Annotated in this window: 21 protein-coding genes; 14 read left to right on the top strand and 7 right to left on the bottom strand. The window is 52.7% G+C overall.

The features are described 5' to 3' along the window. The first annotated feature begins 11 nt into the window (after nucleotides 1–11). Complete coding sequence (locus tag R70723_RS05350) at nucleotides 12–728, top strand: hypothetical protein (RefSeq protein WP_039870360.1); 717 nt, start codon at nucleotides 12–14, stop codon at nucleotides 726–728. A gap of 312 nt (nucleotides 729–1,040) precedes the next feature. On the opposite strand, the gene R70723_RS05355 is transcribed toward R70723_RS05350, so the two are convergent. Beyond that, on the bottom strand, nucleotides 1,041–2,012 hold the full coding sequence (locus R70723_RS05355; RefSeq protein WP_052421189.1) for an S-layer homology domain-containing protein: 972 nt from the start codon (nucleotides 2,010–2,012) through the stop codon (nucleotides 1,041–1,043). Between the two features lie 228 nt (nucleotides 2,013–2,240). Between R70723_RS05355 and R70723_RS05360 the strand changes: the two genes are divergently transcribed. From R70723_RS05360 to R70723_RS05390, 7 genes are all read left to right on the top strand, one after another. Continuing rightward, complete coding sequence (locus R70723_RS05360) at nucleotides 2,241–4,220, top strand: GTP-binding protein (RefSeq protein ID WP_039870362.1); 1,980 nt, start codon at nucleotides 2,241–2,243, stop codon at nucleotides 4,218–4,220. A gap of 892 nt (nucleotides 4,221–5,112) precedes the next feature. Further along, complete coding sequence (locus R70723_RS05365) at nucleotides 5,113–5,958, top strand: transporter substrate-binding domain-containing protein (protein WP_231574831.1); 846 nt, start codon at nucleotides 5,113–5,115, stop codon at nucleotides 5,956–5,958. Between the two features lie 18 nt (nucleotides 5,959–5,976). Next, nucleotides 5,977–7,308 (top strand): CapA family protein, encoded by a 1,332-nt coding sequence (locus tag R70723_RS05370; protein WP_039870363.1) that lies wholly within the window; start codon nucleotides 5,977–5,979, stop codon nucleotides 7,306–7,308. A 43-nt stretch (nucleotides 7,309–7,351) separates the two neighbouring features. After that, a complete protein-coding gene (locus tag R70723_RS05375) occupies nucleotides 7,352–8,107 on the top strand; it encodes an amino acid ABC transporter permease (protein ID WP_039870364.1) in 756 nt (251 codons plus the stop codon). Continuing rightward, nucleotides 8,107–8,859: an amino acid ABC transporter ATP-binding protein gene (locus R70723_RS05380; RefSeq protein ID WP_039870365.1), complete on the top strand. Its 753-nt coding sequence runs from the start codon at nucleotides 8,107–8,109 to the stop codon at nucleotides 8,857–8,859. Before R70723_RS05375 ends, R70723_RS05380 begins: the two co-directional genes overlap by 1 nt. A gap of 275 nt (nucleotides 8,860–9,134) precedes the next feature. Further along, complete coding sequence (locus R70723_RS05385; protein ID WP_052421190.1) at nucleotides 9,135–9,392, top strand: hypothetical protein; 258 nt, start codon at nucleotides 9,135–9,137, stop codon at nucleotides 9,390–9,392. A gap of 292 nt (nucleotides 9,393–9,684) precedes the next feature. Next, nucleotides 9,685–10,227: an NAD(P)H-dependent oxidoreductase gene (locus tag R70723_RS05390; protein WP_039870366.1), complete on the top strand. Its 543-nt coding sequence runs from the start codon at nucleotides 9,685–9,687 to the stop codon at nucleotides 10,225–10,227. 46 nt (nucleotides 10,228–10,273) lie between these two features. On the opposite strand, the gene R70723_RS05395 is transcribed toward R70723_RS05390, so the two are convergent. Together R70723_RS05395 and R70723_RS05400 are read right to left on the bottom strand one after the other, a co-directional pair. Next, on the bottom strand, nucleotides 10,274–10,648 hold the full coding sequence (locus R70723_RS05395) for a winged helix-turn-helix transcriptional regulator (protein WP_039870368.1): 375 nt from the start codon (nucleotides 10,646–10,648) through the stop codon (nucleotides 10,274–10,276). A 519-nt stretch (nucleotides 10,649–11,167) separates the two neighbouring features. After that, nucleotides 11,168–11,722: a CGNR zinc finger domain-containing protein gene (locus tag R70723_RS05400; RefSeq protein WP_039870370.1), complete on the bottom strand. Its 555-nt coding sequence runs from the start codon at nucleotides 11,720–11,722 to the stop codon at nucleotides 11,168–11,170. Between the two features lie 246 nt (nucleotides 11,723–11,968). Here R70723_RS05400 and R70723_RS05405 point away from each other — a divergent pair, with 246 nt between their 5' ends. Together R70723_RS05405 and R70723_RS33270 are read left to right on the top strand one after the other, a co-directional pair. Beyond that, nucleotides 11,969–12,460, top strand: a complete 492-nt coding sequence (locus R70723_RS05405) for a DinB family protein (protein ID WP_039870371.1) — start codon at nucleotides 11,969–11,971, stop codon at nucleotides 12,458–12,460. 165 nt (nucleotides 12,461–12,625) lie between these two features. After that, nucleotides 12,626–12,796 (top strand): hypothetical protein, encoded by a 171-nt coding sequence (locus tag R70723_RS33270; RefSeq protein ID WP_156123784.1) that lies wholly within the window; start codon nucleotides 12,626–12,628, stop codon nucleotides 12,794–12,796. A 104-nt stretch (nucleotides 12,797–12,900) separates the two neighbouring features. Here the strand turns inward: R70723_RS33270 and cmpA are convergent, their stop codons facing one another. Next, nucleotides 12,901–13,038 (bottom strand): cortex morphogenetic protein CmpA, encoded by a 138-nt coding sequence (cmpA, locus tag R70723_RS33275; protein WP_144027122.1) that lies wholly within the window; start codon nucleotides 13,036–13,038, stop codon nucleotides 12,901–12,903. A gap of 111 nt (nucleotides 13,039–13,149) precedes the next feature. Further along, entirely contained in the window at nucleotides 13,150–13,509 is a 360-nt protein-coding gene (locus R70723_RS05410; RefSeq protein ID WP_039870372.1) for a hypothetical protein, read from the bottom strand. A 131-nt stretch (nucleotides 13,510–13,640) separates the two neighbouring features. Here R70723_RS05410 and R70723_RS05415 point away from each other — a divergent pair, with 131 nt between their 5' ends. Continuing rightward, nucleotides 13,641–14,114 carry a SprT family protein gene (locus R70723_RS05415; protein ID WP_081957551.1) on the top strand — a complete coding sequence of 158 codons (474 nt, stop codon included), beginning with the start codon at nucleotides 13,641–13,643 and terminating at the stop codon, nucleotides 14,112–14,114. Between the two features lie 4 nt (nucleotides 14,115–14,118). Here the strand turns inward: R70723_RS05415 and R70723_RS05420 are convergent, their stop codons facing one another. Further along, nucleotides 14,119–14,784, bottom strand: coding sequence for a pentapeptide repeat-containing protein (locus R70723_RS05420; RefSeq protein ID WP_039870375.1), 666 nt, complete (start codon nucleotides 14,782–14,784; stop codon nucleotides 14,119–14,121). Nucleotides 14,785–14,902: 118 nt separating this feature from the next. On the opposite strand from R70723_RS05420, the gene R70723_RS05425 reads away from it, so the two are divergent. Both R70723_RS05425 and R70723_RS31895 read left to right on the top strand, forming a co-directional pair. Continuing rightward, nucleotides 14,903–16,060: an amidohydrolase family protein gene (locus R70723_RS05425; protein WP_039870377.1), complete on the top strand. Its 1,158-nt coding sequence runs from the start codon at nucleotides 14,903–14,905 to the stop codon at nucleotides 16,058–16,060. Between the two features lie 213 nt (nucleotides 16,061–16,273). Then, on the top strand, nucleotides 16,274–23,299 hold the full coding sequence (locus R70723_RS31895) for an S-layer homology domain-containing protein (protein ID WP_052421191.1): 7,026 nt from the start codon (nucleotides 16,274–16,276) through the stop codon (nucleotides 23,297–23,299). A gap of 619 nt (nucleotides 23,300–23,918) precedes the next feature. Here R70723_RS31895 and R70723_RS05435 read toward each other — a convergent pair. After that, nucleotides 23,919–24,347, bottom strand: a complete 429-nt coding sequence (locus R70723_RS05435) for an Lrp/AsnC family transcriptional regulator (RefSeq protein WP_039870379.1) — start codon at nucleotides 24,345–24,347, stop codon at nucleotides 23,919–23,921. A gap of 129 nt (nucleotides 24,348–24,476) precedes the next feature. On the opposite strand from R70723_RS05435, the gene R70723_RS05440 reads away from it, so the two are divergent. Beyond that, the gene (locus tag R70723_RS05440) at nucleotides 24,477–25,241 is read left to right on the top strand and encodes an MBL fold metallo-hydrolase (protein ID WP_039870381.1); all 765 of its coding nucleotides are present in this window, start codon (nucleotides 24,477–24,479) and stop codon (nucleotides 25,239–25,241) included. The last annotated feature ends 18 nt before the right edge of the window (nucleotides 25,242–25,259 follow it).

Here is a 25,259-nt window from a genome sequence, read left to right on the forward strand (position 1 = left end):
GGAGGGATTATATGCATACTGTAAAAAAGACGGGTAAGCTTGCCCTGGCTACGGCCGCGTTCGTACTTCTTGCTGCCTGCAGCAATACACCTGCAGCGGAGCCGGAGGCCACAGCAACGCCGGTACAGACAGAACAGCCCGCTGCGGAGACGCCGGCACCAAGCCAGTCACCGGAGCCATCTGCTTCTGTATCTCCATCCGAAGGACCGGAGGAAGGGACACCGCCGACTGCACTCGAAGCTGCCTCTACAGTAATGAGAGCTTTGGAGAACGGCAATATGGACACCCTGTCCGCCTGGGTATCGAGAGATCAGGGGGTACGCTTTTCACCGTATGGCTATGTGGACACTGAGCACGACCTTGTATTCACCCATGAAGAGATCAGCGGTTTGATGAAGGACTCCGAACAACGCACATGGGGAAGCTTCCAGGGAAGCGGAGAGCCGATAAAGCTGACTTTTGCCGAATATTTCAAACGGTTTGTGTATGATGCAGATTTCGTTAATGACGCCAGGATTTCGCTTAACCAGGCGGAGAATAAGGGGACAATGATCAATAACATCAACGAGGTATACCCCGCCGGCAAATATGACTATGTAGATTACCACATCAGCAGCATTGATCCGCAGTATCAGGGGATGGACTGGCGCAGTCTGCGGCTGGTGTTTGAAAAGATTGGTGAGGACCGGATTCTGGCAGGGATTGTGCATGATGAGTGGACGCCTTAACCGATTTTTCGAAACGTTTAATGCTGTCAAATCGTAGTGAATAAAAAAGTGAGGTGTTTACCATGAATAATAAATCGCTTACGACTGGCGTCTCGTTAGGCCTTTGCTTCGGAGTTATATTTTGGGTAGCCCTTGATAGCGTATTGTTTGGCCTTATTTTCGGAATCCTTTTTGGAGTCATCTTCTCCCGGGTTAACATTAATGAGTAAGCTTCATACTTACCGCACCAGCATAGATATGAGGAGTTACAACATATAAACAGGCCGTACCTACCTTGAAGGTAAGCACGGCCTGTTTTTTTAGTACTGCTTATTATTGCAGCTTAATCGCTGAGCTCGAACCCGCGGCACTGCCATCCGAAGCCTGCACTGTTGCAGTGTAGCCTTCCGGCAGATAGGTCACAGCGGATGCGCTGGAGATGACCTGCGGATACATGCTGTTAGGGTCAGGATTGGTTACGCTAAAGTAGATTACAGCGGTTTTGTTCTTGCCGAATTCAATCCGGTCGATAGCCAGGCCATAGCCCGGGTTCGGCAGGTTGTTAACGGTAACGGTGGCTTTGCTGATGCCGTCGGCCGCCTTTTCCAGCTTCACTTCTGCATCGTACTCATAGGCTGGAGCCTCAGCGCTGCCCTCGTCCGGAGTGATTACTTCCTTGGCGAATTTGGCTGCATCATGGATCCAGACCGCTGCTTCGCTGCGGGTTACCGCTTCAGTCGGACGGAAGACACCGTTGGCCCCAAGGCTGACAATACGGGTGTTAACCAGAATCTGCAGGCTGTTCATCTGCTCGTTAGACATTTTGTCGCCGTCAGATACCATAGCGTACATCAGGGTAACCGGGAAATTCCCCTTACTCTGCAGCGCCTGGGTCAGCAGATGAGCGAACTGGGCACGGGTAATCGTTCCGTTCGGGTCAACAGTCTTGTCCAGAGCCAATCCGTTCTGCTTGGCTGCCACGAATGCGGATGCATACCATGCATTGTCTTTTACCTTGTCAAAATAGTCGCTTGCCTTACCGGACTCGGTAGGGGACAGCTTCAGGCCGCTTACGATAAACTGCACGCCCTGGGCAAAGGTTACTTTCGCTTTGGGTGCGAACAAATCACTGGTTACTCCGTTAACAATGCCTTCACTGTGCAGTGCGTTAATCTTTGCTTCGTTGGCATCGCCCTTCATATCGGAAAAGGCAAACGCCGATGTTCCCATGGATACTGTTGCTGCCAGAATACCGCACGCTATTGTCAGTTTTTTAGCGCCAGTCTGGAATGATAATTTCTTCATGTGCCTCACCTCTCATACTCATAGATGGGGGAAAGCGGCAAAAGGTTGCAGGTCTGCACAAATTAAATGAAATTTGAATGGTTAGCCTCTCTTATATGTATTATCTCCAATCTTCGTATCTATAGCACCAGGACAGACGGCCCGCATTGATCCAGGCTGCAGTTTCGCAGTACACTTAAGGGATGAGAGCGCTATTATAACTTTTAACTACAGAACTGGAGACAATAGATGAATCAGCAGCAACGTGCAGAGCGGATGAATGTCGGGATTTTTGCCCATGTCGATGCCGGGAAGACGACGACTACGGAGCATATTTTATATGAGAGCGGGCGTATCCGCGCACTGGGCAGTGTGGACAGCGGCACGGCGGTGACCGATTCGATGGAGGTGGAGCGGCAGCGCGGGATTTCGGTGCGGGCGGCACTGGCTTCTTTTAGCTGGCGGGGCGTTCAGGTGAATCTGGTCGATACGCCGGGCCATGTCGATTTCCTGTCTGAGGTGGAGCGGAGCCTGCGGGTAATGGACTGCGCGGTGCTGATCCTCTCGGCGGTTGAGGGTGTACAGGCCCAGAGTGAGATGATCTGGAATGCGCTGCGTAAGCTGGGGATTCCTACACTGATTTTTGTCAATAAAATGGACCGGACCGGCGCGGACCCGGAAGCCGTACTGGCACAGGCGCGGACCTATCTGTCCGGTGACATCATCCCGGTGCAGCAGCCGCTTGGCAGGGAGCAGGAATACAGCGGGGCGGCGGATTTGTGGACTGTTGAGTCGGATGCGGCAGCGAGGACGGAGCTGCTGGAGACGCTGGCGGAACGGGATGAGTCGCTGCTGGAGCTGTATATGGCAGGCGGGGAGCCGGAGCTTCTTTACTGGAAAAAATATATGCAGACCGCTGCTACCGCCGGGCGCCTGTTCCCGCTCGTCTACGGAGTTGCGGCTAAAGGGACCGGGATTACGGATCTGCTGGATGCGATGACGGATTATTTTCCGCGGGCGGGCGGAGCGGCGGACCAGCCGGTATCAGGCATCGTCTACAATATCCAGCGGGACAAAAGCATGGGACGGATGGCCTTCGTCCGCCTGTATGAGGGCACGATCCGCAACCGTGATACGGTAACGAACTACTCCCAGGCCACAGAGGCCAAAGTGACGCAGATCCGTAAGGTGGAAGGCGGCCGTACCGAAGATGCCGGCGCGCTTGAGGCCGGTGACATCGCGGTAGTCTACGGCCTGTCCGGCGTGCGGATCGGCGATGTGCTGGGCCGTCCGGATGCGGTTCCCCAGGAGGCGAAGCTGGCTGTGCCGCTGTTGACGGTGCGGGTGTTCTGGGATGCAGACATGGACGACCACAAGGTAATCGGCGCACTGCAGGAGCTGGCGGACGAGGATCCGCAGCTTGGCGCGGAGTGGCTGCCGGAGGAGCGCGAGCTGCACATCAAGGTGATGGGGCCGATCCAGCTGGAGGTGCTGGACAGCGTGCTGCAGAGCCGTTACGGCCTGAAGGTCACCTTCGGCCAGCCGTCGGTGATCTATAAGGAAACGCCGCGTGCTGCGGGCGAAGGCTATATTGCCTACCTGATGCCGAAGCCGTGCTGGGCGATTCTGCGGTTTAAGATTGAGCCGGGACCGCCGGGCAGCGGCCTCGTGTATGAATCAGTGGTGCGCAGCTCCGACCTGCTGCCGCAATACCAGAACGAGACGGCGCGCCGCGTACCGGAGGCGCTGCAGCAGGGACTCTACGGCTGGGAGGTTACCGACCTGAAGGTAACGCTGGTGGAGGGGAACCATCATGTGTGGCATACCCATCCGCTGGATTTTGCGGTGGCTACGCCGATGGGCCTCATGGACGGGCTGAGCCGGACAGGCATCCGGCTGCTGGAGCCAATCCTGGCGGTGCGCATCGTCGTGCCGGAGGAGAACGCGGGCCGCGTGATGAACGACCTCGTGCAAATGCGCGGCAGCTTCGAGCCGCCGGTGTTGCAGGGCGAGCGGATGATCATTGAGGGCCGGCTGCCGCTGGCCACGTCACTGGATTATCCGGTGACGCTCAGCTCCTACACGAAGGGGCGGAGCACCTTCGCTTCCGCCTTTGCCGGCTACGAGCCGTGCCCGCCGGATGTTACTGCCGAGCGCACGCGCCGCGGCGTGAACCCGCTGGACCAGGCGAAGTATATTCTGAGTGTGCGGAAGGCGCTGCAGGGATGAGATTGCTGAAGGGGGCCGATGGTGGAGCAGGCTGTTTGATTAGCCGGCGCTGGAGCACACTCGCTGTGTGCTCCAAAAGTCGGTTGGCAATCCTGGGGTGCAAAAGCGGCTGATGAAGCAGGCTGCCATGCAAAGCAGGTGTGTAAAAGGTAGCTTATAAAGGTAGCGCATAAAGGTAAAGTGTAAAGCTGTTATGCAAAGGTATTGTGCAATTAGGTATGTAAGGGCCGTGGGTTAAAGCTGGTGTGTAAAACTGTAGCGTAAAACGGTGCGTAAAGCGGTGCGTAAAGCTGGTGCGTAAAACTCGCCCTAAAACTGGCTAACCAGCGCTGTGAACGTAGTCTGACGGCCCCCCGGCTACCGGATAAGTGTATTCTGTGCAACTAAAATCCCCGAAAGCAGCGCGTTTCTGAAGTTAACTGCACTTCGTACAACTAAAACCAGCCAAAAGTCAGATTTTCCCCGAAAATCGTTATTTTAATTGTACGGAATGCAGCTATTCTGAAAATCGGCTCAAATATCGCAACTATAGCTGTACAAAATGCAGTTATCCGCAATCTATAAAAGAAGCGGGTAAAGTTCACCTCTTTCAGGCACCCTATAATAAAAAGCTGGAAATAGCAAGCTGAGAAGCGGGACGTCCGCCTTCCATATAATCACTTCCATATATATAGTAGAAACAGTTGTGTAAGGGTCATTTGGGCGCCATTTTGACCGGGATTACCCAGCCGATCTTGTCGACTTTATTCGCCAACATTCGTCAACGCTTTGCCCGTTTACCTTGACACAGTTTACATGCCGTGACATAATGTTTCCAGACTAAATGACTATGATAAGTTGGACATCATCAGACAGAATGATTGTTCCGTTATTAGACGAGGGGGAAGTTATTATGATGAAAAAGAAATTGTTGCCGGGTGTTCTCACCCTGCTGCTGGGTGCTGTAATCGCGGGCTGCGGAAACAATAATGCGGCAAACTCCGGAGCGCAGAACAATGCGGGAGCAGACGTAAAGACAATCACCGCTGCTACAAGCGGAGTCAGCAATCCGTTCAGCTATGAAAAGGACGGTCAAATGACAGGTTACGATGTCGAAGTGATGAAGGCTGTTTTTGAAGGTCTTCCGGAATATAAATTGGATGTTCAGGCTATTGAATTCGAAGGCATTCTGACTGGCCTTGATAACGGGCGTTTCCAGCTTGGGGCGAATAACTTCAGCTCTAATGAAGAAAGACGCAGCAAATACGATTTTTCTCTGCCGATTATTGAGAATGCCAATGTGTTCGTAGTACGCAAGGATGACGAGACGCTTAAGTCCGTTGAAGATCTGAAAGGCTATAAGGCTGTAACAGAAGTAGGGAACTCCGGCGCAACACTGCTTGAGAATTATAATGAAGCACACCCGGATGCCAAAGCAGAAATTATGTACACTGACGAGAACTTCGTGAAGCAGTTTGAAGGAATCGAAGCAGGTAAGTACGATGTGCGCATCATTTCCCGCGTATCCGCTGAAAAGGCGATCAAAGAGCACGGTTTTACCAACCTGAAGGTTGTTTCCTTCTCCACTGAGAATAGTGATCCAGGCTCTTACATCCTGTTCTCTAAGTCCGCAGACAGTACACTGCTCGATGCAGTCAACAATAGAATCAAAGAAATGTACAACGACGGTACATTGCTGAAAATCAGCGAAGAACAGCTGGGCGGCGACTACCTGCCTAAAAAAGAGCTAATGGAGTAACAGCAGAAAGGGGATCGTATGAAATTTCTAGTCTCGGGAGATGCGTTATTTTCCAGCAGCAATTTGTATAAGACGATGGACCCGGAGCTGCTTGCTCTTTTGCAGGGGGCCGATGAGGCTTTTACCAATGCAGAGTTTGTAACGCCAAGACGGAATACAGCTCCGGCTGCAGGCCGCGGCTATCAGACAAGCGTGCGTCCGAAGGCGCTGGATGAATTCAAGCATTTGAATATCCGTTATGTCAGCTTTGCGAATAATCACACGGGTGATTATGGGGTTGAAGGCATGGTGGATACCATTGAAGAAGCGGAAGCGCGCGGACTATTCCCTTTGGGGGTTGGCATGAGCCTGCATGAAGCCCGTAAGCCGGTCTTTATCGATACACCAGACGGGCGCATCGCCATTATTACCATTGATGTGACGAGAAGTGAGGTTTTTGCAGCCTCTAATCCGGGTAACGGCGTTCCGGCCCGTCCGGGCGTTAACCCGCTCCGCTGGTCGCGTACGTATGTCGTGAACGATCAGGATTTTGCTGCTTTAAAAGAAATCAGTGAACGGATCGGCATTGCTCCAAGTATGGAGGAAGGCAAGCGGATCGAGACCTATAAGAGTAAATCGGAGAATCACTATGAGTTCGGCTCCCTGTTTGAAGGCTACTTAACCTTTGAAAAGGGAGAGCATTCCCGTGTCAAAACGGCAGCGCATGAGCAGGATCAGCAGGAAATCTTCCGTACGATTCAGGACGCGCGGGAACGTGCTGATTACGTGTTTGTCAGTCTGCACACGCATGAAGGGGAGAATGAGAACTGGTACTCCGATTATCCGGCAGAGTTCATAGAAACCTTCGCACGGGGGGCAGTGGATGCAGGAGCGAGCTGTGTATTCGGACATGGTTCACACTTTACTAGAGGCGTGGAGCTGTACAAGGGTCAGCCTATTTTCTACAACCTGGGCAGTCTGTTTATGGAGTTTGAGGCCGGAGAGTCGATTGTATCTCCAGAGATGTTCACCGCCTACGGTTATGCGGAGAATGAAGCTCCGTCTACCCTGCACAAGAATAGAACCAAGGACAATGAGGGGAACTGGCAGGGCTTTTACAGCGACCGTAAATTCTCGGAAAACTTCCTGGTTATGTTCGATCTCAGTGTCGAGGAGAACCGGTTTGATTACCACCTGATTCCGATTGATCTTAGACTGACTCATCCGACAGTGACTAAGCGTGGTCTGCCTGTATTAGCTTCCGAGGAAGCGGCGGCCTCTCTGGTTAAACGGCTGAATGCTGTAAGCCAGGAACGGTATCAGACAGAAATCACCTACGAAGGCGAGCGTTTGACCGTCAAAAAACGTTAATAACTGCATCATGTTAATTCATCGTGGAAGGAAGTAAATCTGCATGGGAGAGATTTTTGATATAAACGCGGTGTTCACATCCATTCCTCTTCTGTTAGAGGTCCTTCCTGTGAGTCTGCAAATCACTGTCATTTCAATGATAGTCGGCCTTGTGTTTGCTTTGCTGTTTGCGATTATCCGGATGAAAAAAATCCCTGTGCTTAGCCAGCTGGTTACTGTTTTTATCTCATTTATACGGGGAACGCCTATCATCGTACAGCTGTACCTCACCTATAACGGGATACCGCTGCTGCTAAAATTCATTAATCAGGAGTACGGGACAGATTACAATATCAATGCCGTACCGGCGATGCTGTTTGTCCTGGTTACCTTCGCCTTTAATGAAGCGGCCTACAATTCGGAGACCATCCGCGCTGCGCTGCAATCGGTGAATAAAGGCCAGATTGAGGCTGCAGAATCGCTGGGGATGACCTATCTTCAGGTGCTGAAAAGAGTCATCATGCCTCAAGCGCTTGTTGTAGCTATTCCGCCGCTCGGCAATGCCTTAATTGGACTGCTCAAGGGAACTTCCCTGGCCTTTGTTGCCGGTGTAATCGAAATGACCGCTAAGGGTAAAATTATCTCAGGCAGCAACTTCCGCTTCTTCGAGGTATATCTCGCACTCGCCATTATTTATTGGGTCCTGACTATTATCATTGAACAGATTCTCAGATATATGGAGAGAAAATTCTCTATTCCGGATTCCGCACAGGCCGTGAACCGCGGCGGCTGGTTTTCCTGGGGAAGGAGAGGAATCTGATGATCAAGGTAAGTAACTTATCTAAATCCTTTCACGGCAATCTGATTCTGGATGATCTGTCGGTTGAGATTGAAAAAGGGGACGTAGTCGCCCTGATCGGCTCCTCCGGTGCAGGTAAATCCACCTTTCTGCGTGCCTTGAACTGTCTGGAGCAGGCGGATAAGGGTGTGCTGGATCTCGAAGGCTTCAAAATCGATTTTAGCACAATCACGAATAAGCAGCGGCTGGAGCTCCGGAAGCAGACGGCCATGGTCTTTCAGCATTTTAACCTGTTCCAGCACCGGACAGCACTGGACAATGTCAAGGAAGGCCTGAAGATTGTCAAAAAAATGAATGACCGCGAAGCCGCGCAGATTGCCCTGGAGCAACTGGAGCAGGTGGGGCTCTCGGACCGGTCCCATTATTATCCGAAGCATCTGTCCGGCGGCCAGCAGCAGCGTGTGGGCATTGCCCGCGCACTGGCGATGAAGCCGAAGCTGCTGCTCCTGGACGAGCCTACCTCAGCGCTTGACCCTGAGCTCGTTGGCGAGGTGCTTCAGACCATCAAAAAGACGGCGGCCACCGGCCAGACGATGATTCTCGTTTCGCATGAAATGAGCTTCGTATATGAAGTAGCGAGTAAGGTGCTCTTTTTGGACAAAGGCAAAATAGTGGAGGAAGGCACGCCGGATCAGGTGTTCAATCATCCCAAATCCGAGCGGGCCAAAGAGTTCCTGCACAACTATTTCCGTAACAAAACCGGCAATCAGTAAGATCAGCCGGAGTAAAAGAACCCCGGAGAATGCGTGAGCTCACGCATTCCCCGGGGTTTTTAATGTAATATAAATGAAACGAATAATAATTAAATTGGTAAATATTATAAATGTAGATTCAACTGCTGAAGAAACTTGTACGAAATGAAATGATCCTGTTTGTGCGGGGGCAAAAAGGATTATAAAGTAAGAAGGGACATACCCGTTTTTGTCGGTCGGAATTTCCTTAAGTTGCGTTGAACAAAGTACATCCTTTAGAGATGAGGAGATTGCACATGATTATTCTTGGAACCATCGTTGCAATTGTAACCGCTATCATTATATCCTCCTTCCTTGGCCCCTACGGGCTGCTTACGATGCTTGCCGTAGGTTTTGGTTTTCTGTTCAGCATTCACGCCCGGCTCCGGGAGGTGCAGAGCGACCTAAAGCAGATTAAGCAGCATCTGGGGATTACGGAGGTAAAAGAAGCAAAGGTGAGTAATGAAGAGATTGAGGCGGAGCTGGAGCGGGAGATGGTGGTGGCTAGGGAGTGATGGTTTAATATGGGATGAAATAGGTGCGTGCTCTCCGTGGGAAAGAAATAGGAGGGGGCGCATTTTTTTGTGGATCAAGGGAGAGATGCGAGCGGGAAGCCTCCATGGATTATCTTGTCCATTTCATTGTATTCCCAATAATAAAGTAATTCCTATACGTCAATCATATGTGCTGGCAGGTTGTTATGCTTACCTTTAGGTAAGTACATGAACTAAAAGTGCGTACTTCCGCCATGGCATGATGCGAGGTATACTCAAGTCCTAAAACTGATTCAACATGGAGGATATGCCCTTGAAAACACTTGTTGTCGTCACCCACCCAAATATCGAAAAATCCGTTGTTAATAAACGCTGGATCGAAGAACTCCGTAAATATCCAGACAAATATACTGTACACGAACTGCACAAAGCCTATCCCGATGAAAAAATCAACGTGGAAAAAGAACAACAACTGATTGAAGCGCATGATAAGCTGGTCTTGCAATTCCCTGTATACTGGTTTAATAGTCCACCTCTGCTAAAAAAGTGGCTGGACGAAGTATTTACTTACGGATGGGCATACGGCTCTAAGAGTGATAAATTAAGAAATCGGAAAACTGCATTAGCTGTAACCGCCGGAGGAAGAGAAAAAGATTATAGTGAAGATGGTAAATTCCACTATGGGCTTGACCGGATTTTGTCTCCCTTTGAGCTAACTTTTTTGTACTGCAATGCTGATTATCGTTCCTTCTATGCCTTCTATGGCACGGAATTAGAGACGGTAGGAAGTACGGATTATTTTAAAAAATTGGACGTTAGTTCACAAGGCTATATTGAATTTATTGAAAATATGTAAATTGGAACAAAAAGAAGCATTTCCATTAATGGTAATGCTTCTTTTGTTAAATCGGAAGCTCTCTCATTGTCCCTTGTACGACTGGAACGAAGTTTTTCTCTCCCCAAGTGCACATCATATCCATCACCGGAATAAGCGATTGTCCTCTCTCGGTCAATGAATACTCAACTTTAGGAGGGATTTGGGGGAATTCCTCGCGCCTGACGAGGTTGTCTGCTTCCAGTTCTTTCAACATTACGCTTAACGTTTTAAAGGGTATTGTCCCGATACCCCGCTGCAGCTCATTGAACCGCACGATCTTGTTTTCAGATAGATAGTAGAGAATAGTCATTTTATATTTACCGCTAATGATAGACAAAGTGTAGCCGAAGTTAGTGTCCTTCTGTTGAAAGCCAGGCAGTATACAGCTTTCATCGCTCATGGCCTATTACCCTCCTTCAGAAGATATTTAACGAAAGGGCTAACGTCTGTTGCCGCTCCGTACTCAGGTCCCGACTGGATTTATATTTTAAAACTTCCAATAAATCATCTTGCGAGCAACGAACTAACTATACCATTTTGAAACATTTAGTTCAAAGTACGCGTTACTAACTATCAATCGGCCGATTTTCTCTGTCAAAACTCTAATTCGCCATGCCAAGCTGACAATGCTATCAGCCAAATTACCATCATCTATATTCTATGATGTACAAATGACTATATCAAATATACCGGAGAACGCGAATGAAACTTTTTATGATTTATGAGACAGGGATCAAAACACCTTGCAAGTTTAGTAGCCAGTCGCGAAAATTTACCGGCGGCTGGCTATTTAGTTTCACTTGAATACGAATGGACTTATAGATGTAGTCTTGATCTGTCTCTATATTTCAGTTGAAGATTATGATTAAGGATATAACCCTTGCAATACAAATGATGTGTATGATGTGAGAGTACTTCTCTACTCCCCAGCCTTCCTCCGCGCCCGGAACCGCCGCACCTTCATGAGATTTCCGCACATTTTATCGTCACAATACCGCTTTGAGCGGTTGCGTGTATCATCATAATAAACCCAGAGACAGTCGGGGTTATCACAGATACGGATGCGGGATAGTTCTTTCTCCAGCACGCCCTCGGCAAAAGATGCTGCAATCTCAGCCATGACCTGTCTCCAATCGCTGCGCTGCGGCAGGAGGGCAAGCTCTGGAGGCTGGTCGGGTTTACGGACGATTTGCCGGATAACCGGACCGGCCGTCATATAGCTGTTCAACTGGTCAAGCAGTGCCTGATCCGGTGCCATTCCCTGTACAAGCTGCTGGACTTCTTCCCACAGCAAACTGCGCAGCTCCTTAAGCTGCTGTAATTCCTCCGGCTTTGCCTGTGCAGCTGCCGGCAGCCCGTGCCGTTCCAGCCAATCTGCCAGCCACTGCGGATCGTCCAGACGGTCGCGGTCACCACTGCGGTCGCCAGTCCGCCAGTCCCGCCAATAGCTGTTAATATAATCATCCCAAAGCATTGTTACCCTCCTTCCACAACTATATCGGTACTTATTGTTCCTTTGATTGTAACAGTTAAAAGTGACTATTGCTAGTTACTTGATTCGTTCTTAGAGTTGTGCTATATTTTCGTTGTAACGGTTATATAGGGATTTGAGTAGTTACAATATAAGAAGCAGCTAAGATAGAGCTGAATCATGAATTCCAGACAATGAGTGTATCATGTGTTTTACGCTAACTATTATTAAACCCACAGGAGGTATATCATGCAAAACAAAATAAGCGAAGTACTGCTCGAAAACTGGGACTACGCCATGGACACTGAGGATTGGGCTCCGCCGCTGAGTGATGCCTTGGAAGGTGTCAATGCGGAGCAGGCGGCCTGGAAGCCGGGCGAAGCGGGGAACACGATCTGGGAGACGGTGAATCATCTTACCTTTTACAAGGAGCGCCTGCTGCGCAAGCTTAAGGGGCTGGAACAACTTCCAGACCTGGAAAGCAACGATGCCACCTTTACTGTTACGGAGAGTGGAGAAGAAGCCTGGACACAGGCTGTTTCCAAGCTGAAATCCGTCCATGCATCCCTTCGGGAGATCATCGAAGCTCTTGAAGAAGGCGCGTACGACTGGGGCGGCTCCGGACATGCTCCAGGCGAAGAGGTGATGAGCCTGATTCTGCATGACTGCTACCATACCGGACAGATTGTACTGATCCGCAAACTGCAGGGCTCCTGGCCGTCGAACCGCAGTTTTAATTAAGGCTGGCTTGTTTAAAATAACGAATTCATTGCACGTTAATCCAATAGCCGCATCTCCTGCCGTCTGTGTACAATCCGGACGCAGGAAGATGCGGCTATTTGTTTCAATCTGAAAAATCCGGGGTTAATGGATGTCATAACAGTTCAAATTTGAAGGGAGAGATTGATGATGGATCCGAATTACAAGGACAGAAGTGTTGAGGTTGAACGCACGGAGGTACGCAAGCACTCGGACTCCAGCGCTGTCGCATCCACCTTTATTAAATACGCAGCCTACATTATTATTATCTTCGGAATATTGTTCTTCCTGGTGCGGTACGTCTTCCCGATGTTTTAATTAGAGGGTGAGCGGACATTCGCTAGAGTAACACTTAAGCCCAAAAAGCCGCGCCTACCCGATGGTAGACACGGCTTTTGCTTTTGCGCATCGTTTCATTCCACTTATACATCCCGCTGGACAAATTCCCGGGAATCACCGGAGTTTCGATAAAAGAACCAGCATTCATTCAGCATTTTGATCTGGCGCCGGTCTTTTTTGAAATAAGCCTTCATCAGCTGCTGGCAGAGCCACTGCGGCAAGTGTACCCCTCCTCTAAGCATGCATCCTATGTACAGATAGCATATGGGGAAAGGCGCCCAAAGGTGCGGCGGCGGGTAACAATTTACCTGAACAGCTTTTACAAAAACAGCTTAATGTACGCCTTCTTCTTCCTCTTCGTACCACTGCTCCAGCTGCGCCTGCAGCGCACGGATTTCGGTCAGCAGCGAGATAAGCGGATATTCCTTCTCCTGAATGGAAGCAAAAGCGCTCTCCAGCCGGTTGATATACCCCAGCCCAGACTCCAGCGCATACCCTTCACGCAAAAGCTCAAGCGCATCGCATTCCGCAACCGCCAGCGGCAGATCCGGCACATTGTCGGCGGTCAGCTTGTCGATTTCCTTATTCAGGCGCAGATTAAGCGCACTCAGTTGGTACGCATATTCCTCTGGCATTTCTACAAATTGAAGTTCCTGGTGCTGCTGCAAAATTACATACCGCATTTTCGGCATAACGTATTCTCCCTCCGGACTTGTCTTCCTTCTTGACAGTGTAGCCTATGGGCAAGTTACAATTCAAGAGGTGATGTTATTTTTGCAACTTTTAAAAGGGGGCGGACGCTATGACCAGTACCGGCATCAGTATGAGCAATGAGGAACTGCAGCAGTGGATTGAGCGGGTATCGCTCAGCAGCTTCGGCGTGCCGTTCCGGCACAAGGCCAGCTTTAACAGCAGATTGACGACGACGGGCGGACGGTATTTTACCAAAAGCCATAATATAGAGATTAATCCGCAACAGCTTGCTATTTATGGGCAGGAGGAGACGGAAAAAATCATCAAGCATGAGCTCTGCCACTATCACCTGCATCTGGCGAAGCGGGGATATATGCACCGGGATGCCGATTTTAAAAGCCTGCTGGCCAAAGTCGGCGGAAGCCGCTACTGTCAGACGCTCCCCGGGGCCAAAGCGCGTAAGCCGCAGCCTTACCGGTACAAGCTGGTGTGCACGGCCTGTGATATGGAGTATCCGCGCAAACGGCGGGCTGATCCGGCACGCTACCGCTGCGGCAAATGCTCCGGCAAGCTGAAGCTAATGACGCTCGAAGCCGGGAAATAATCAGCTACTTAATAACAAGGCCGAGCAGCCCGGCAAAAGAAGCCGCCTGATCTGCTGAAATAATGCAGCCCGGCAAGTCCTCAAGGTCCACCTGCAGTCCGGTGAATTCGCAGCTGCTCAAGTCGGTGTCCTTCAGCTTGACTCCGGCCATGACGGCCTGATCCATTGTGCAGTCCTCAAAGGTAACCTTTTGAAAGTCAGCCTGATAATAATCAGCGCTGTTCAGCGAGCATTGCCCGAAGGCGGTCAGCTTGAGCTTGCCGAACCGGAAGCTGGCAAAATCGCAGAGCGAATCAGTCACAGAGACATTCTGAAAGCGGGCGCGGGTAAAGTCGGTACCGATCATTTTGCATTGTCTGAACTCGGTCCGGTGGACGAACGCTTCACTGAAATCTACATTAGAGAGGTCGCAGTTCTCAAAGATCACATCCGTCAGCTCAATGGCACGGAGTGTGGACTCGCTGATAGTGACGTTTTTGAATAATACCTTGTCAAAGGAGACCTTCTCCGCCTCCTGATACTCCAGTTGGATATCGCTGATCTGGCAGCGGCTGTATTCCTCCTTGGTCTGCAGTGAATCTAGATGCTGCGGCGGCAGGAGGGCAGGGTCCGGGAGTTTTGGGGTTTCGATTTTATCGTTTTTTTCAGCTTTATCACTTTTGTTCTTCATGTGAGCCTCCAGGTAGCAAACGTTTATAAATGAAGATTACCTTCATCTGGTAATTATTATGCGGTAAACTCTCTCCTGAATGCAAACAAACATTCTGTGCTGGAGGGTTTATTTTCTCATGAAAAATGAATCAATTGTGCTGAGAAACGGGACGTTGATCGATGGAACCGGAGGTCCGCCTATACCTGACGTAACGATTGAAATCGTAAACGGCCGCTTCAGAGCCATTACACAGCAAGAGATAAGCAGCCGGATAAAGAATGAGAATGTACAAGAGATTGATTTAAGCGGGCTTACAATCCTGCCGGGATTTATTCATGCCCATGCGCACACCGGCTTTAAATGGCTTCAGGGTCAGCCGCTGCACGGATACCACAAGGAATATCTGTCTGCCTGTCTCAGGGAGGGAATTACTACGGTCCGTGACGAAGGCATGACAACGGACGCAACGATTGACGACGTGATCTTGCATACCAATCAGCTGGACAGCTTGGTTTATCCCAGAGTCCTCACCTCAGGAAAAGTGTTCACGGCTCCCGGAGGCTACGGCGGACAGGCGCCTATAGGGGTTGCAAGTGTGGAGGAAGCCGGAATCAAGGTCCGGGAGGTGCTGTCGCAAGGCGTTCATTTTATCAAAACAGCACTGGAAGACGGCTATGATCCCAGCACCTTCGGACTGCCCAAGCTTAATCAGGAACTGCTGCAGGCCATTTGTCAGGAAGCTGCAAAAAACGGAGCTCATGTGTCTGCCCATGTAACCAGCTCCCGTAATCTGCAGATAGTAGTGGATGCCGGGATTAACGATGCTGCGCATATGGTCTATGACCGCCTGGACGACGGTCTGATCCGGCAGATGGTAGAGCAGAACATCCGGATCGTTCCCACACTTACTGTGCTGCAGATGTTCCAGGATAAATTCGGTGCACCGCTGCTGCAGCAAGGTCTGGATAATGTCCGCAGGTTTGTCCTGGCAGGGGGAGAAATTGGTTTTGGGGATGATTTTGTAGAAGAGGAAAGTCCGTGGTACAGGCTGGGAATGCCGTGGGAAGAGATCCGTCTGCTAGGGGAGGCCGGTCTTACGCCGATGCAAATTATTGTAGCGGCAACCTCAACCGGTGCAAAGATAGGTAACGTATCTCATGAGCTGGGAACAATCGAAACCGGCAAGAGGGCGGATTTGTTTATTATTGAAGGAGATCCGCTGTCTGACATAGGGAACCTCCAAAACGTCAGATTAGTGATGAAGGCCGGTCATATTGTTTTTTCCCGGATATAAATTACTTCTATAATATAGCGGCAGTCCGGAACGAGCTGAACGTTGCTTTTTCCGCGGCGGCTGCTTCTTTCTGTCTAATAGCAGGTATACCCGCCCGGCCAGCCGGATGTCCGTACAAATACACCTGCGGCGAGTACAATCACACCTCGTTTTGTAAGCGCTATCAACCTAAGATGGAGGGGAAGTCCATTTTTGCTTAGAGGGGGCGCATTTATGAAACGCTTCAGGTCACTGGTAGCTGGGCTGCTGGTGCTGCTGCTTATGCTGCCGGAGCTGTCTGTTTTTGGTGCGGGCGGGAGTCCGGCGGAAGCGGCAGGGGTCGGTGGAACAGGGGCAGGGCAGATTCCAACAGGCACAGTCCTGATCAGGAACAAGTGGAAAAGCAACTATCTGTATGAGACAAGCGAAGGAGTTGTAAGTTACGGGATGACCAATCCGGCAGATACGTCTGCGCACTGGAAGGTGGAAACATCGGAAGGTGTATCAAGGATCAAAAATGTCAAAACAGGCCACTACATCACGCTCGCCGGTAACGCCGGCAAAGAGGATTCCTTAAAAGCAGCAGCTAGTGCGGGTGAAGGGAGCGCATCCGAGCAGTGGCTGATTGATCTGTCGAACCGAAGCGGGTATATGGTCATCCGCAGTGCAACTGTGCCCGAAGGCAGGCTGGTCATCCATCAGGAAAATCAGCTCGGCTATGCCCAGGTCAGCTCGGACATTAATGTGACCTTTGAAAGCCCGCAGTGGGCTTTTATCGATCTGGGCGCAGCGCCTGCGGTGCGGCTGGAGAGCCGGATGCGTCCCGGTCAGGTGATGTATGAAGCAGAAGGCAAGGTACTCTATGGCAGAGCAGCGCTGGGCAATGAGGCCGCGCAGTGGTTTCTGGAGCCGGGGGAGGCTGCGGGGACAATAACGATCCGCAACCGTGCGACCGGACATTATATCAAGCAGAATACGGAGCACTGGTCCGGTGTTGCAGCGGAGGCTATTGATCCGGCTGACAAAGGGCTGAGCGAATGGTTCCAGGAAGCAGCCCTGGGCGATGACGGGGCAGGCTACATCACTCTGCGCAATCACGGACTGACCGACGGAGGCAAAGAGCTGTGGCTGAATCCGCAGTACGGCGATGATAACAATGTGCGCTCTAACAACTGGCCGGGCTGGGCAGGCAATCACAGTGCGCAGTGGATGATCGTGCCGGTTACAGAGCTGCAGCCTGTGCGGATAGCGGCGTATACCGATGCGCAGACGGCGGCGGATTACCTCTATGAAGCTTCCGGCGGAGCGTTAGCGCATGGGGCGGTTGCACCGGAGGCGGCAAATGAGAACAGCTATTTATGGTATGTCGAGGATTATGACGGCCATAAACGGCTGCGCAACGCGTCGAGCGGTCATTACCTGTCTTACACCGGGGATACGGTAAAAGCACTGGCGCTCAGCGGCAGCCAGCCGTCCGACCGGTGGATATTCAATGAATCGGATGATTATGACGATTATCAGACGGTTGAAAATGTGCAGAGCCCAGGCGTCTATCTGGCGATGCTGGCAGGCGGCGGAGCCGGTGCCGGAACGGATGCGGGTACACTTGCGGCGCAGTGGCAGCTGCTTGACCCGGGCACTCCGACCGATAACACTGAGCATTATTACAGGATTCAGAACGGCTGGCAGTCCTTTTACTGGTACGAGAGCAAGGAAGGGCTGCTGAAATACGGCAATATGCAGGAGGATGGCTCTGACCAGTGGCTGGTGGAGAAATATAACGGGCGCAAGCTGTTCAAGAACCGCAAAACCGGCCACTACATCAATATAGCGCAGATGCCGGACGGGCATATTCAGGTGAGCCCGCTGGCGGACAAAGTCCATGTGGATCAGGCTTACATCTGGACCGGAAAAAATACAGGTGACAGCACCTACGTTATATCCAATGTCATCGATAAGGAGCCGGGCAAACGTCCTGAAAAATATATTTCCCTGCAAAACCTGACTAAATATGCCGAGTATGGCGTTATTAATCCGGATTGGGGCAGCCCGAAGTGGAGATTCGTTCCGGTAACGGAGAAGAAGCAGGAGCTGTTCCGCTTCCGGCTTAACAGTGTGAACGGGGAGGAGCAGTATTTGCAGGATGGTCCTGTACCGGCTGCACAGGAGAATGGACGGAAGCTGGCGGAAGGCGGGGTTTCGGTTACGGAGGAGGTGTATGGTCAGCATTCCGGACTAGAGGTGCAGATTGCAGATTCTTGTGAAAAGAGTGCACCGGCCGCTGGGATAGGAAATGAATCCGTAGGGTGGACAACACAGCTGGAACCTGCTGAGGAGCAGGCGGGTTTGCACTCGGGAGCGGCCGTTACCCCTGCTGCTGTCACTGACATGACGGTCGGCCAGGCGACATACGGTACGCTTGACCCGGAGGATGACAGCTTTGTATGGCAGCTGCAGGAAATCCCGGGTACCAACGGGGCCGTGAAGATTAAGAACAGGGGGACGGGCAGATATCTCTCGCTGCAAAATTTCGGTGAGGCGATTGAGCAGGAGTCACCGGACCTGGCTGTTCCTACTGAGCAGACGGTCTATGATGTCTGGGCCAGCATCCGGTGGGTGGTAGATATGCAGCTATCAGGTGTTTCTACTATTAAAAGCGCCTGGGCCGGCCATTATCTGTACGGTGCAGCCGGTGCAGACGGAGAACCGGTCATCCGCATCAGTAAAGCGGCAGATGCCTCCGCTATGGACAGCTCACAGTTCACCGCCGAAGCGGTAACAGAAGCTCCACCTGCGGTTCCGGCATATCCGCTCAGATTCAAGAACGCGCAGACCGGCGACTACCTCTATGAAAATGAGCATGGTGTAGTCCTCTACGGCCAGCCTGCAGCGGATAACGGCTACTCGCACTGGACGATTTCAGGGGGAACGGACGGTCAATTGATTGTTAACCGGGCTACCGGCCATTACCTGACGCTGACCGGGGATTATTCATTCCTGGAGGGCGGCGCTGAGCCGGATACGCACGGTGCTTCAGTCTGGAAAGTAAGCCTCGCTGCAGATTACCGCAATTACCTGATCCGCAGTTTATACGGGGAATATGACGATGAACTGATTAATCTGAGTCATAAAACCGGCTATGCCGAGCGCGGCCTGCTGCTGGATAGCGAGGCATCCGCGCACTGGGCGCTGGAAGCAGCACCGGCCGAATTCAACAGACCGGCTGGTGAGGCGAGGAACAGTGATACCTCTACACCGGCGCAAAATGATACCAACATTGTGATAATCGCGCCGCAATCACCGGCTGGGAAAGTACTGGCTGAGAGGGATGGCCAGCCGGTTTATGCAGACAGCAAGGACTTGACTGCTAAGGCTGAGTGGCTGGTGCAGGATGTTAACGGCCGCAAAAGGATTAAAAATGTGCAGACCGGACACTATCTCTCACTTGATGAAAAAGGAGCGCCTGAGCTGACTTCCGGCGGAGGGGAGGCCTCGCAGTGGGTTGTGGAGGAGAAGCTTGGCCTTATGCAGATCAGCAGCGCAGACCGTAGCGCAGTGTTCGCTGTGGACGGCAATAAGCAATGGGGCTTTGTGCCGGTGCCTAAGAATATTGTGTATCCAGGCAAGGATGCCTTCCATGGCACCGGACTGCTGCGTTTTGCTGTAAATGCGGAGCAGGCCGGAGAGTACAGTGCGGTACTCCACTATAAAAATGCAGCTTCTGCAGGAGCTGCACTGGATGTAACGGTGAACGGGCTCCCGCAGGGTACAGCTGCGTTGACATCTGGCAGCGGTAACTGGCACGAGATACCTGTGAAGCTGGCGCTGAGAGCGGGTATGAATACCGTTACGATCAGCAGCGGCGATGGTGACTGGAGTAAGGTAACCGTTGACAGTCTCACCGTCAAGGACAGTGTGGCCAAAGCCTATCGCGGGGCTACAGTTCCTTATATAAGCTATGAGGCAGAGGATGCAGCTACGAACGGTGAGCTTATAGGTCCATCCCGCAAGTACCGCAGTGTAGCCTCGGAAGCCTCCGGGCGGCAGGCGGTAGTGCTTAAGGATACCGGAGATTATGTCGAGTTCGCCCTTGCTGAGGCAGCGAATTCCATCGTGCTCCGTTATTCCATCCCGGACAGTCCGGACGGTGCAGGGGCTGAGGAGACGCTGACGCTGGTGGTGAACGGCAAACGGCAGCAGCTGAGCCTGACCTCCAAATATGCCTGGGAATACGGCAGCTATCCGTGGTCGAATGATCCAAGGCAGGGCAGCGGGCACCGCTTTTTTGACGAAATTCATGCCCTGATCGGTGATGCTCCGGCGGGGGCTGTGATCCGTCTGGAGAAAAGTGCGCAGGATCAGGCAGCCTCTTATGTGATCGATCTGGCAGAGCTGGAGCAGGTTGCCCCTGCACTGGAGATGCCGGCAGGGTATCTGCCAGTGACGGATTACGGCGCTGTGCCTGATGATGAAGGTGATGACACTGCCGCCTTCAAGGCCGCGCTGGCTGCGGCACAAGCAGCCGGAGGCGGTGTCTGGTTCCCGGCAGGCAGCTTCGATGTCGGCGACGGTCTGCTTGACCTGTATAATGCAGACATCCGCGGAGCAGGGATATGGTACACGAGGCTGAACGGGGCCAAGTTCTACGGCCACGGAGGCAAAATCAGAGTACTTGATCTGCTGATCGAGGGCGGTATTAATGTGCGTGATGATGAGGCGGTTACGAACGCTTTTCACGGGGCGTTCGGACAGGGCTCGCTCATCCAGAATGTCTGGATCGAGCATACCAAAGCCGGGCTGTGGCTGACCCAGCCGGGAGGCGGGAAGGCGCGGACAGACGGCCTGCACATGGTCGGCCTGCGTATCCGCAATCTGATGGCGGACGGCATTAACTTTGCCGTGGGCACAGGCAACAGCATGATGGAGCAGAGCGATATCCGCTATCCGGGGGATGACGGGATCGCGATGTGGTCTTTTACCGATGACAAGCTGAGTGACGTTAACGGCAGTGAGCGGACGCCAAGCTTCAATAATACAGCCCGCTTCAATACCGTTGCGCTGCCTTGGCTGGCCGATAATATCGTCGTCTTTGGCGGACGGGACAACAAAATTCAGGATAATATCGTTAAAGACACCGTAACGAACGGTGCGGGTATTGCGGTATCGACCCGTTTCTCGGCTGAACCGTTCCGGGGGACTACGGTGGTAGAACGCAATACACTGCTTCGCACAGGCAGCTATGATTCCGGCTATGGAGTCAATCTGGGAGCCATCTGGCTGTACGCAGGCGAAAGCGATCTGAATGCCGATGTGCAGATCCGCGGCAATACGATACTGGACAGTACTTTCTCCGGACTGGTTGCACACGGCAATATGAAGCTGGACGGTGTTGTGCTCACGGACAACGTGATTGACGGGGCAGGCACAAGCGGTGTGGAAGTGACGCCTGAGCTGACCGGCAGCCTGCTCATCGACAACCTGATTATCCGCGGGGAGCGGATGAACCTGCTGGCAAATCCTGCAGCCGGGTTCACTGTCCGCGAGAAGAACCAGGGCATCGCAACTGCCGTTAAGCCGTTCACAGTGAAGCTGGCTGACGGGCAGAAGGGGCCTTTTATCCTGAAGCAGGGCACGGCTGCTGAGTTGCAGGTGCTGGATCAGGCTGGCGCGGATCTTACCGCACAGGCTGAATGGAGCTTTGCGGAAGCAGATGTTGCCGGCATTAAGGACGGCAGGCTGCAGGCTGTTGCAGCAGGGAATACCCTGCTGAGCGTGAGCGTGAACGGCAGCTCACGGGTGTATGACCTGGCTGTGCTGAAGCCGGACGATACGGAGTCCGGCAGCCCCGGCGGCACCGGAGGCTCCGGCGGCAGCGCAGGAACTGGCGCTGCTGCGGCGGACGGTGACGCCCGCCTGAGCGCTGCTGCTGCCGCAGGCCAGCGCGAGATCACGGTCGCTGCCGGTGCCGGCGGCACGGCGCGCTTCAGCGCAGCCGCCCTGCGGAGCGCGGCTGCGGCAGTGCCCGGCGCCGTGCTCGTGGTCACGAGCGGCGGCGCGGCCTACCGTTTTCCGCTGCACCGCGCGGAAAGCGTGCTTGAGGCGGCCGGCCTTGCAGACGGCACGCTGGAATTTGCGCTGGCTCCGCTAAGCGGCGCAGCGCTTGAGAAGCTGCTTGCCGACGCAGGCAAGCAGGACCTTGCGGTGAAGGGTGTGCCGGCAGGCTTCACCCTGAGCGTACTCGGCGGCAGCGGCGCAGCCGCCGTGCCGGTCAGCGGCTTCGGCGCTGCTTACGCAGAGCGGACGCTGACCGTAGACGAGGCGGTCAGTGCAGGCCGCGCGGCAGCGCTGCTGTACGACGCACAGAGCGGTACCTTCCGGTATGTGCCGGCCCTGTTTGAGGCAGCCGGCGGCGTAACGAAGGTTACCGTGAAGAGCAGCGTAGCCGGAGGCGTTATAGCCGTTGCGCTGCACCCGGTCAGCTTCAGTGATCTCTCCGGCCACTGGGCCAAGACCGAGATTGAGCTGCTGGCCGGCAAGCTCATCTTGAACGGCCGCGGCGCCGGCAGCTTTGCGCCGCAGCAGACCGTCAGCCGGGCCGAATTCGCGGCCATGCTGGTGCGCTCGCTCGGCCTGCTGCCGGAGGCTGCGGCTGACGCCGCCGCTTTCAGCGACGTGCCGGCCGGCGCATGGTTCGCAGCCGATGCGTCGGCGGCTGCCCGTCTGGGCCTGGTGCAGGGCTACGCGGACGGTACCTTCCGTCCGGAGGCTCCGGTCACCAGGGAGCAGCTGGCGGTGATGGCCGCCAGAGCACTGAAGCTGGTGCAATCCGCTTCAGCTCTGCCTGAAGCCGTACCTGCCGTAGGCGCTGGCGGAATGCCAGCCGCCACCGCCGCCGGAAGTGTTATCACCACCGCCGCCGGAAGTGTTATCGCCACTTCCGCCGCAAATGCTGCTGTGACTGGTGCACCTGTAGCCGTGACTGATATTGCTGCAACCAGCGCAGATCTGGTTGCAGCAAGCCAAATCCTTGACGCTTATGCTGCCGCGATCGGCGAAGGGGCACCAGCCCCCGACGGCAGCTTCACCGACGCTGCCGACATCGCTTCCTGGGCACAGGAAGCGGTGAACACCCTGACCGCCGGCGGGATCATGCAGGGACGGCCTTCCGGCAGCTTCGCGCCGCAGGCCGCCGCCAGCCGAGCTGAAGCGGCGGTCATACTGGCCAGGCTGCTGCGGGCCGGCAGATTACTGAACGATTAATCCTGTTCCTTTTGCCTTCATGCAGCACTAAATAAGCCGCCGTCTCAGGAATTCCCTTCCCTTGGCGGCGGCCTTTTTAATGCTGCTCCAACTCCTGTTTAAACTCCACTAATTAAATCCGCCCACATCATCTCAAAACGCTAAGTGGAAAAAAGTCACCTATTTCTCCGGAAACGATGGCGGGAAGGAGTTTAGTTGGAAAAAGGTAACCTAAACTTACTGTTTTCGCGGCTACGGGTGGTTTGAGCCAGGATTAACTGTCGATTTTACAACTAATCATTAAAAATCAGCTGAAATTGCAAAATTAGGTGACCAAAATCGAACTAAAAGTAAATAAAATCCGCCTACACCATTCCATTGACGCTAAGTGGAAAAAAGTCACCTATTTCTCCGGAAACGATGGCAGGAAGGAGATTAGTTGGAAAAAGGTAACCTAAACTTACTGTTTTCGCGGCTACGGGTGGTTTCGGCCAGGATTAACTGTCGATTTTACAACTAATCATTAAAAATCAGCTGAAACTGCAAAATTAGGTTACCTAAATCAACCTAAATCGAACTAAAGAGCCCGGTTCATAATGAGCTCAGCCAGCGAAGGAATGAAAGCCCACACAGACTCCCTCTACTTAAGCTGCCCCATCCCCAGGTTCACCCGGTAATTGCCGAACTCCAGCAGCTCATCCAAAAAAGCGTTCAGCTCCTCCTGCCCCCTCAGCCGCACGCGCATCCAGTAGCAGCCTTCGCCGCTGACGCGGTGCAGCTCAATTACACTAGAATGAGCTTTTGCAAACTGCTGGAAAGGGGGATGGGCCGCGTTTGAGCTCAAAAATACAGTGACAAAAGCAAGGAGGCTTTCTCCGATTTTGGCCGGATTCCAGCGTACCGTATACCCTTCGATAATCTCCAGCTCCCGCATTCTGCGGATGCGCGCGCCTACGGCCTGTCCGGTCATATGCACCAGTGCTCCGATGTCCTTGTGGCTGAGCGTGGAGTCCTCAATAAGATACTGCAGGATGCGGTAATCGGTATCGTCAATCAGGTTGGAAGTCATATCGGGTTAATCCTTTCCGGATGAAAATAGAAACGGCTGATCTGTTTCACCCCGCAATGTATTGCAGAGCAGAGACCTTCTATAATGAATTGTAGCAGATAGACAGACTGAAGAAAGAGGTGTTCCTGCATGAAAATTCAACTGATCCGCAATGCCGCACTATGGCTGGAGTATGGCGGGCTTTCCTTCCTGATCGATCCTATGCTGAGCGAAAAGGGGGCCAATCCGCCAATCGTCAATACGGCCAATGACCGCAGAAACCCGCTGGTTCCGCTGCCCGGGCCCGCTGAGCAATGGCTGAAGCCGGATGTGGTGCTTGTTACACACCTGCATCAGGATCACTGGGATGCGGCTGCTGTCTCGCTTTTGGCGCATAATCTGCCTGTACTATGCCAGGAGGGAGATCAGGAAAAGATCGGCGGGCAAGGCTTCCTTAATGTTACTGCTGTGCCTGATGACAAGCCTCTGCATTTTCAAAATGTCACTTTGACGCGTGCAGGCGGACAGCACGGAACCGGGGAGACCGGGGAGCTGATGGGCAAGGTGTCCGGTTTTATTTTTAAGGCGGAGGGTGAGCCTGTACTGTATCTTGCCGGAGATACGATCTGGTGCGGGGAAGTTAAAGAAGCGTTGGATGAGCATCTTCCTGAAGTGGTAGTTGTTAATGCCGGGGGTGCACAGTTTGTAACTGGCGGGCTGATTACGATGGGTGAGCAGGATGTGGTCGATGTATGCCGCTATGCGCCGGACGCTGCGGTTATTGCGGTGCATATGGAGGCGATCAACCATTGTCTTGTAACCCGGGAGATGCTTAGAGACCGTTTGGCTGAAGAAGGACTGCTGGAGCGTGTGAGAATTCCTATAGACGGGGAATATTGCAATCCGCTTAAATAACGGACATCCAGCTTCCAA

The sequence above is a fragment of the Paenibacillus sp. FSL R7-0273 genome (assembly GCF_000758625.1).
GTDB lineage: Bacteria > Bacillota > Bacilli > Paenibacillales > Paenibacillaceae > Paenibacillus_AQ.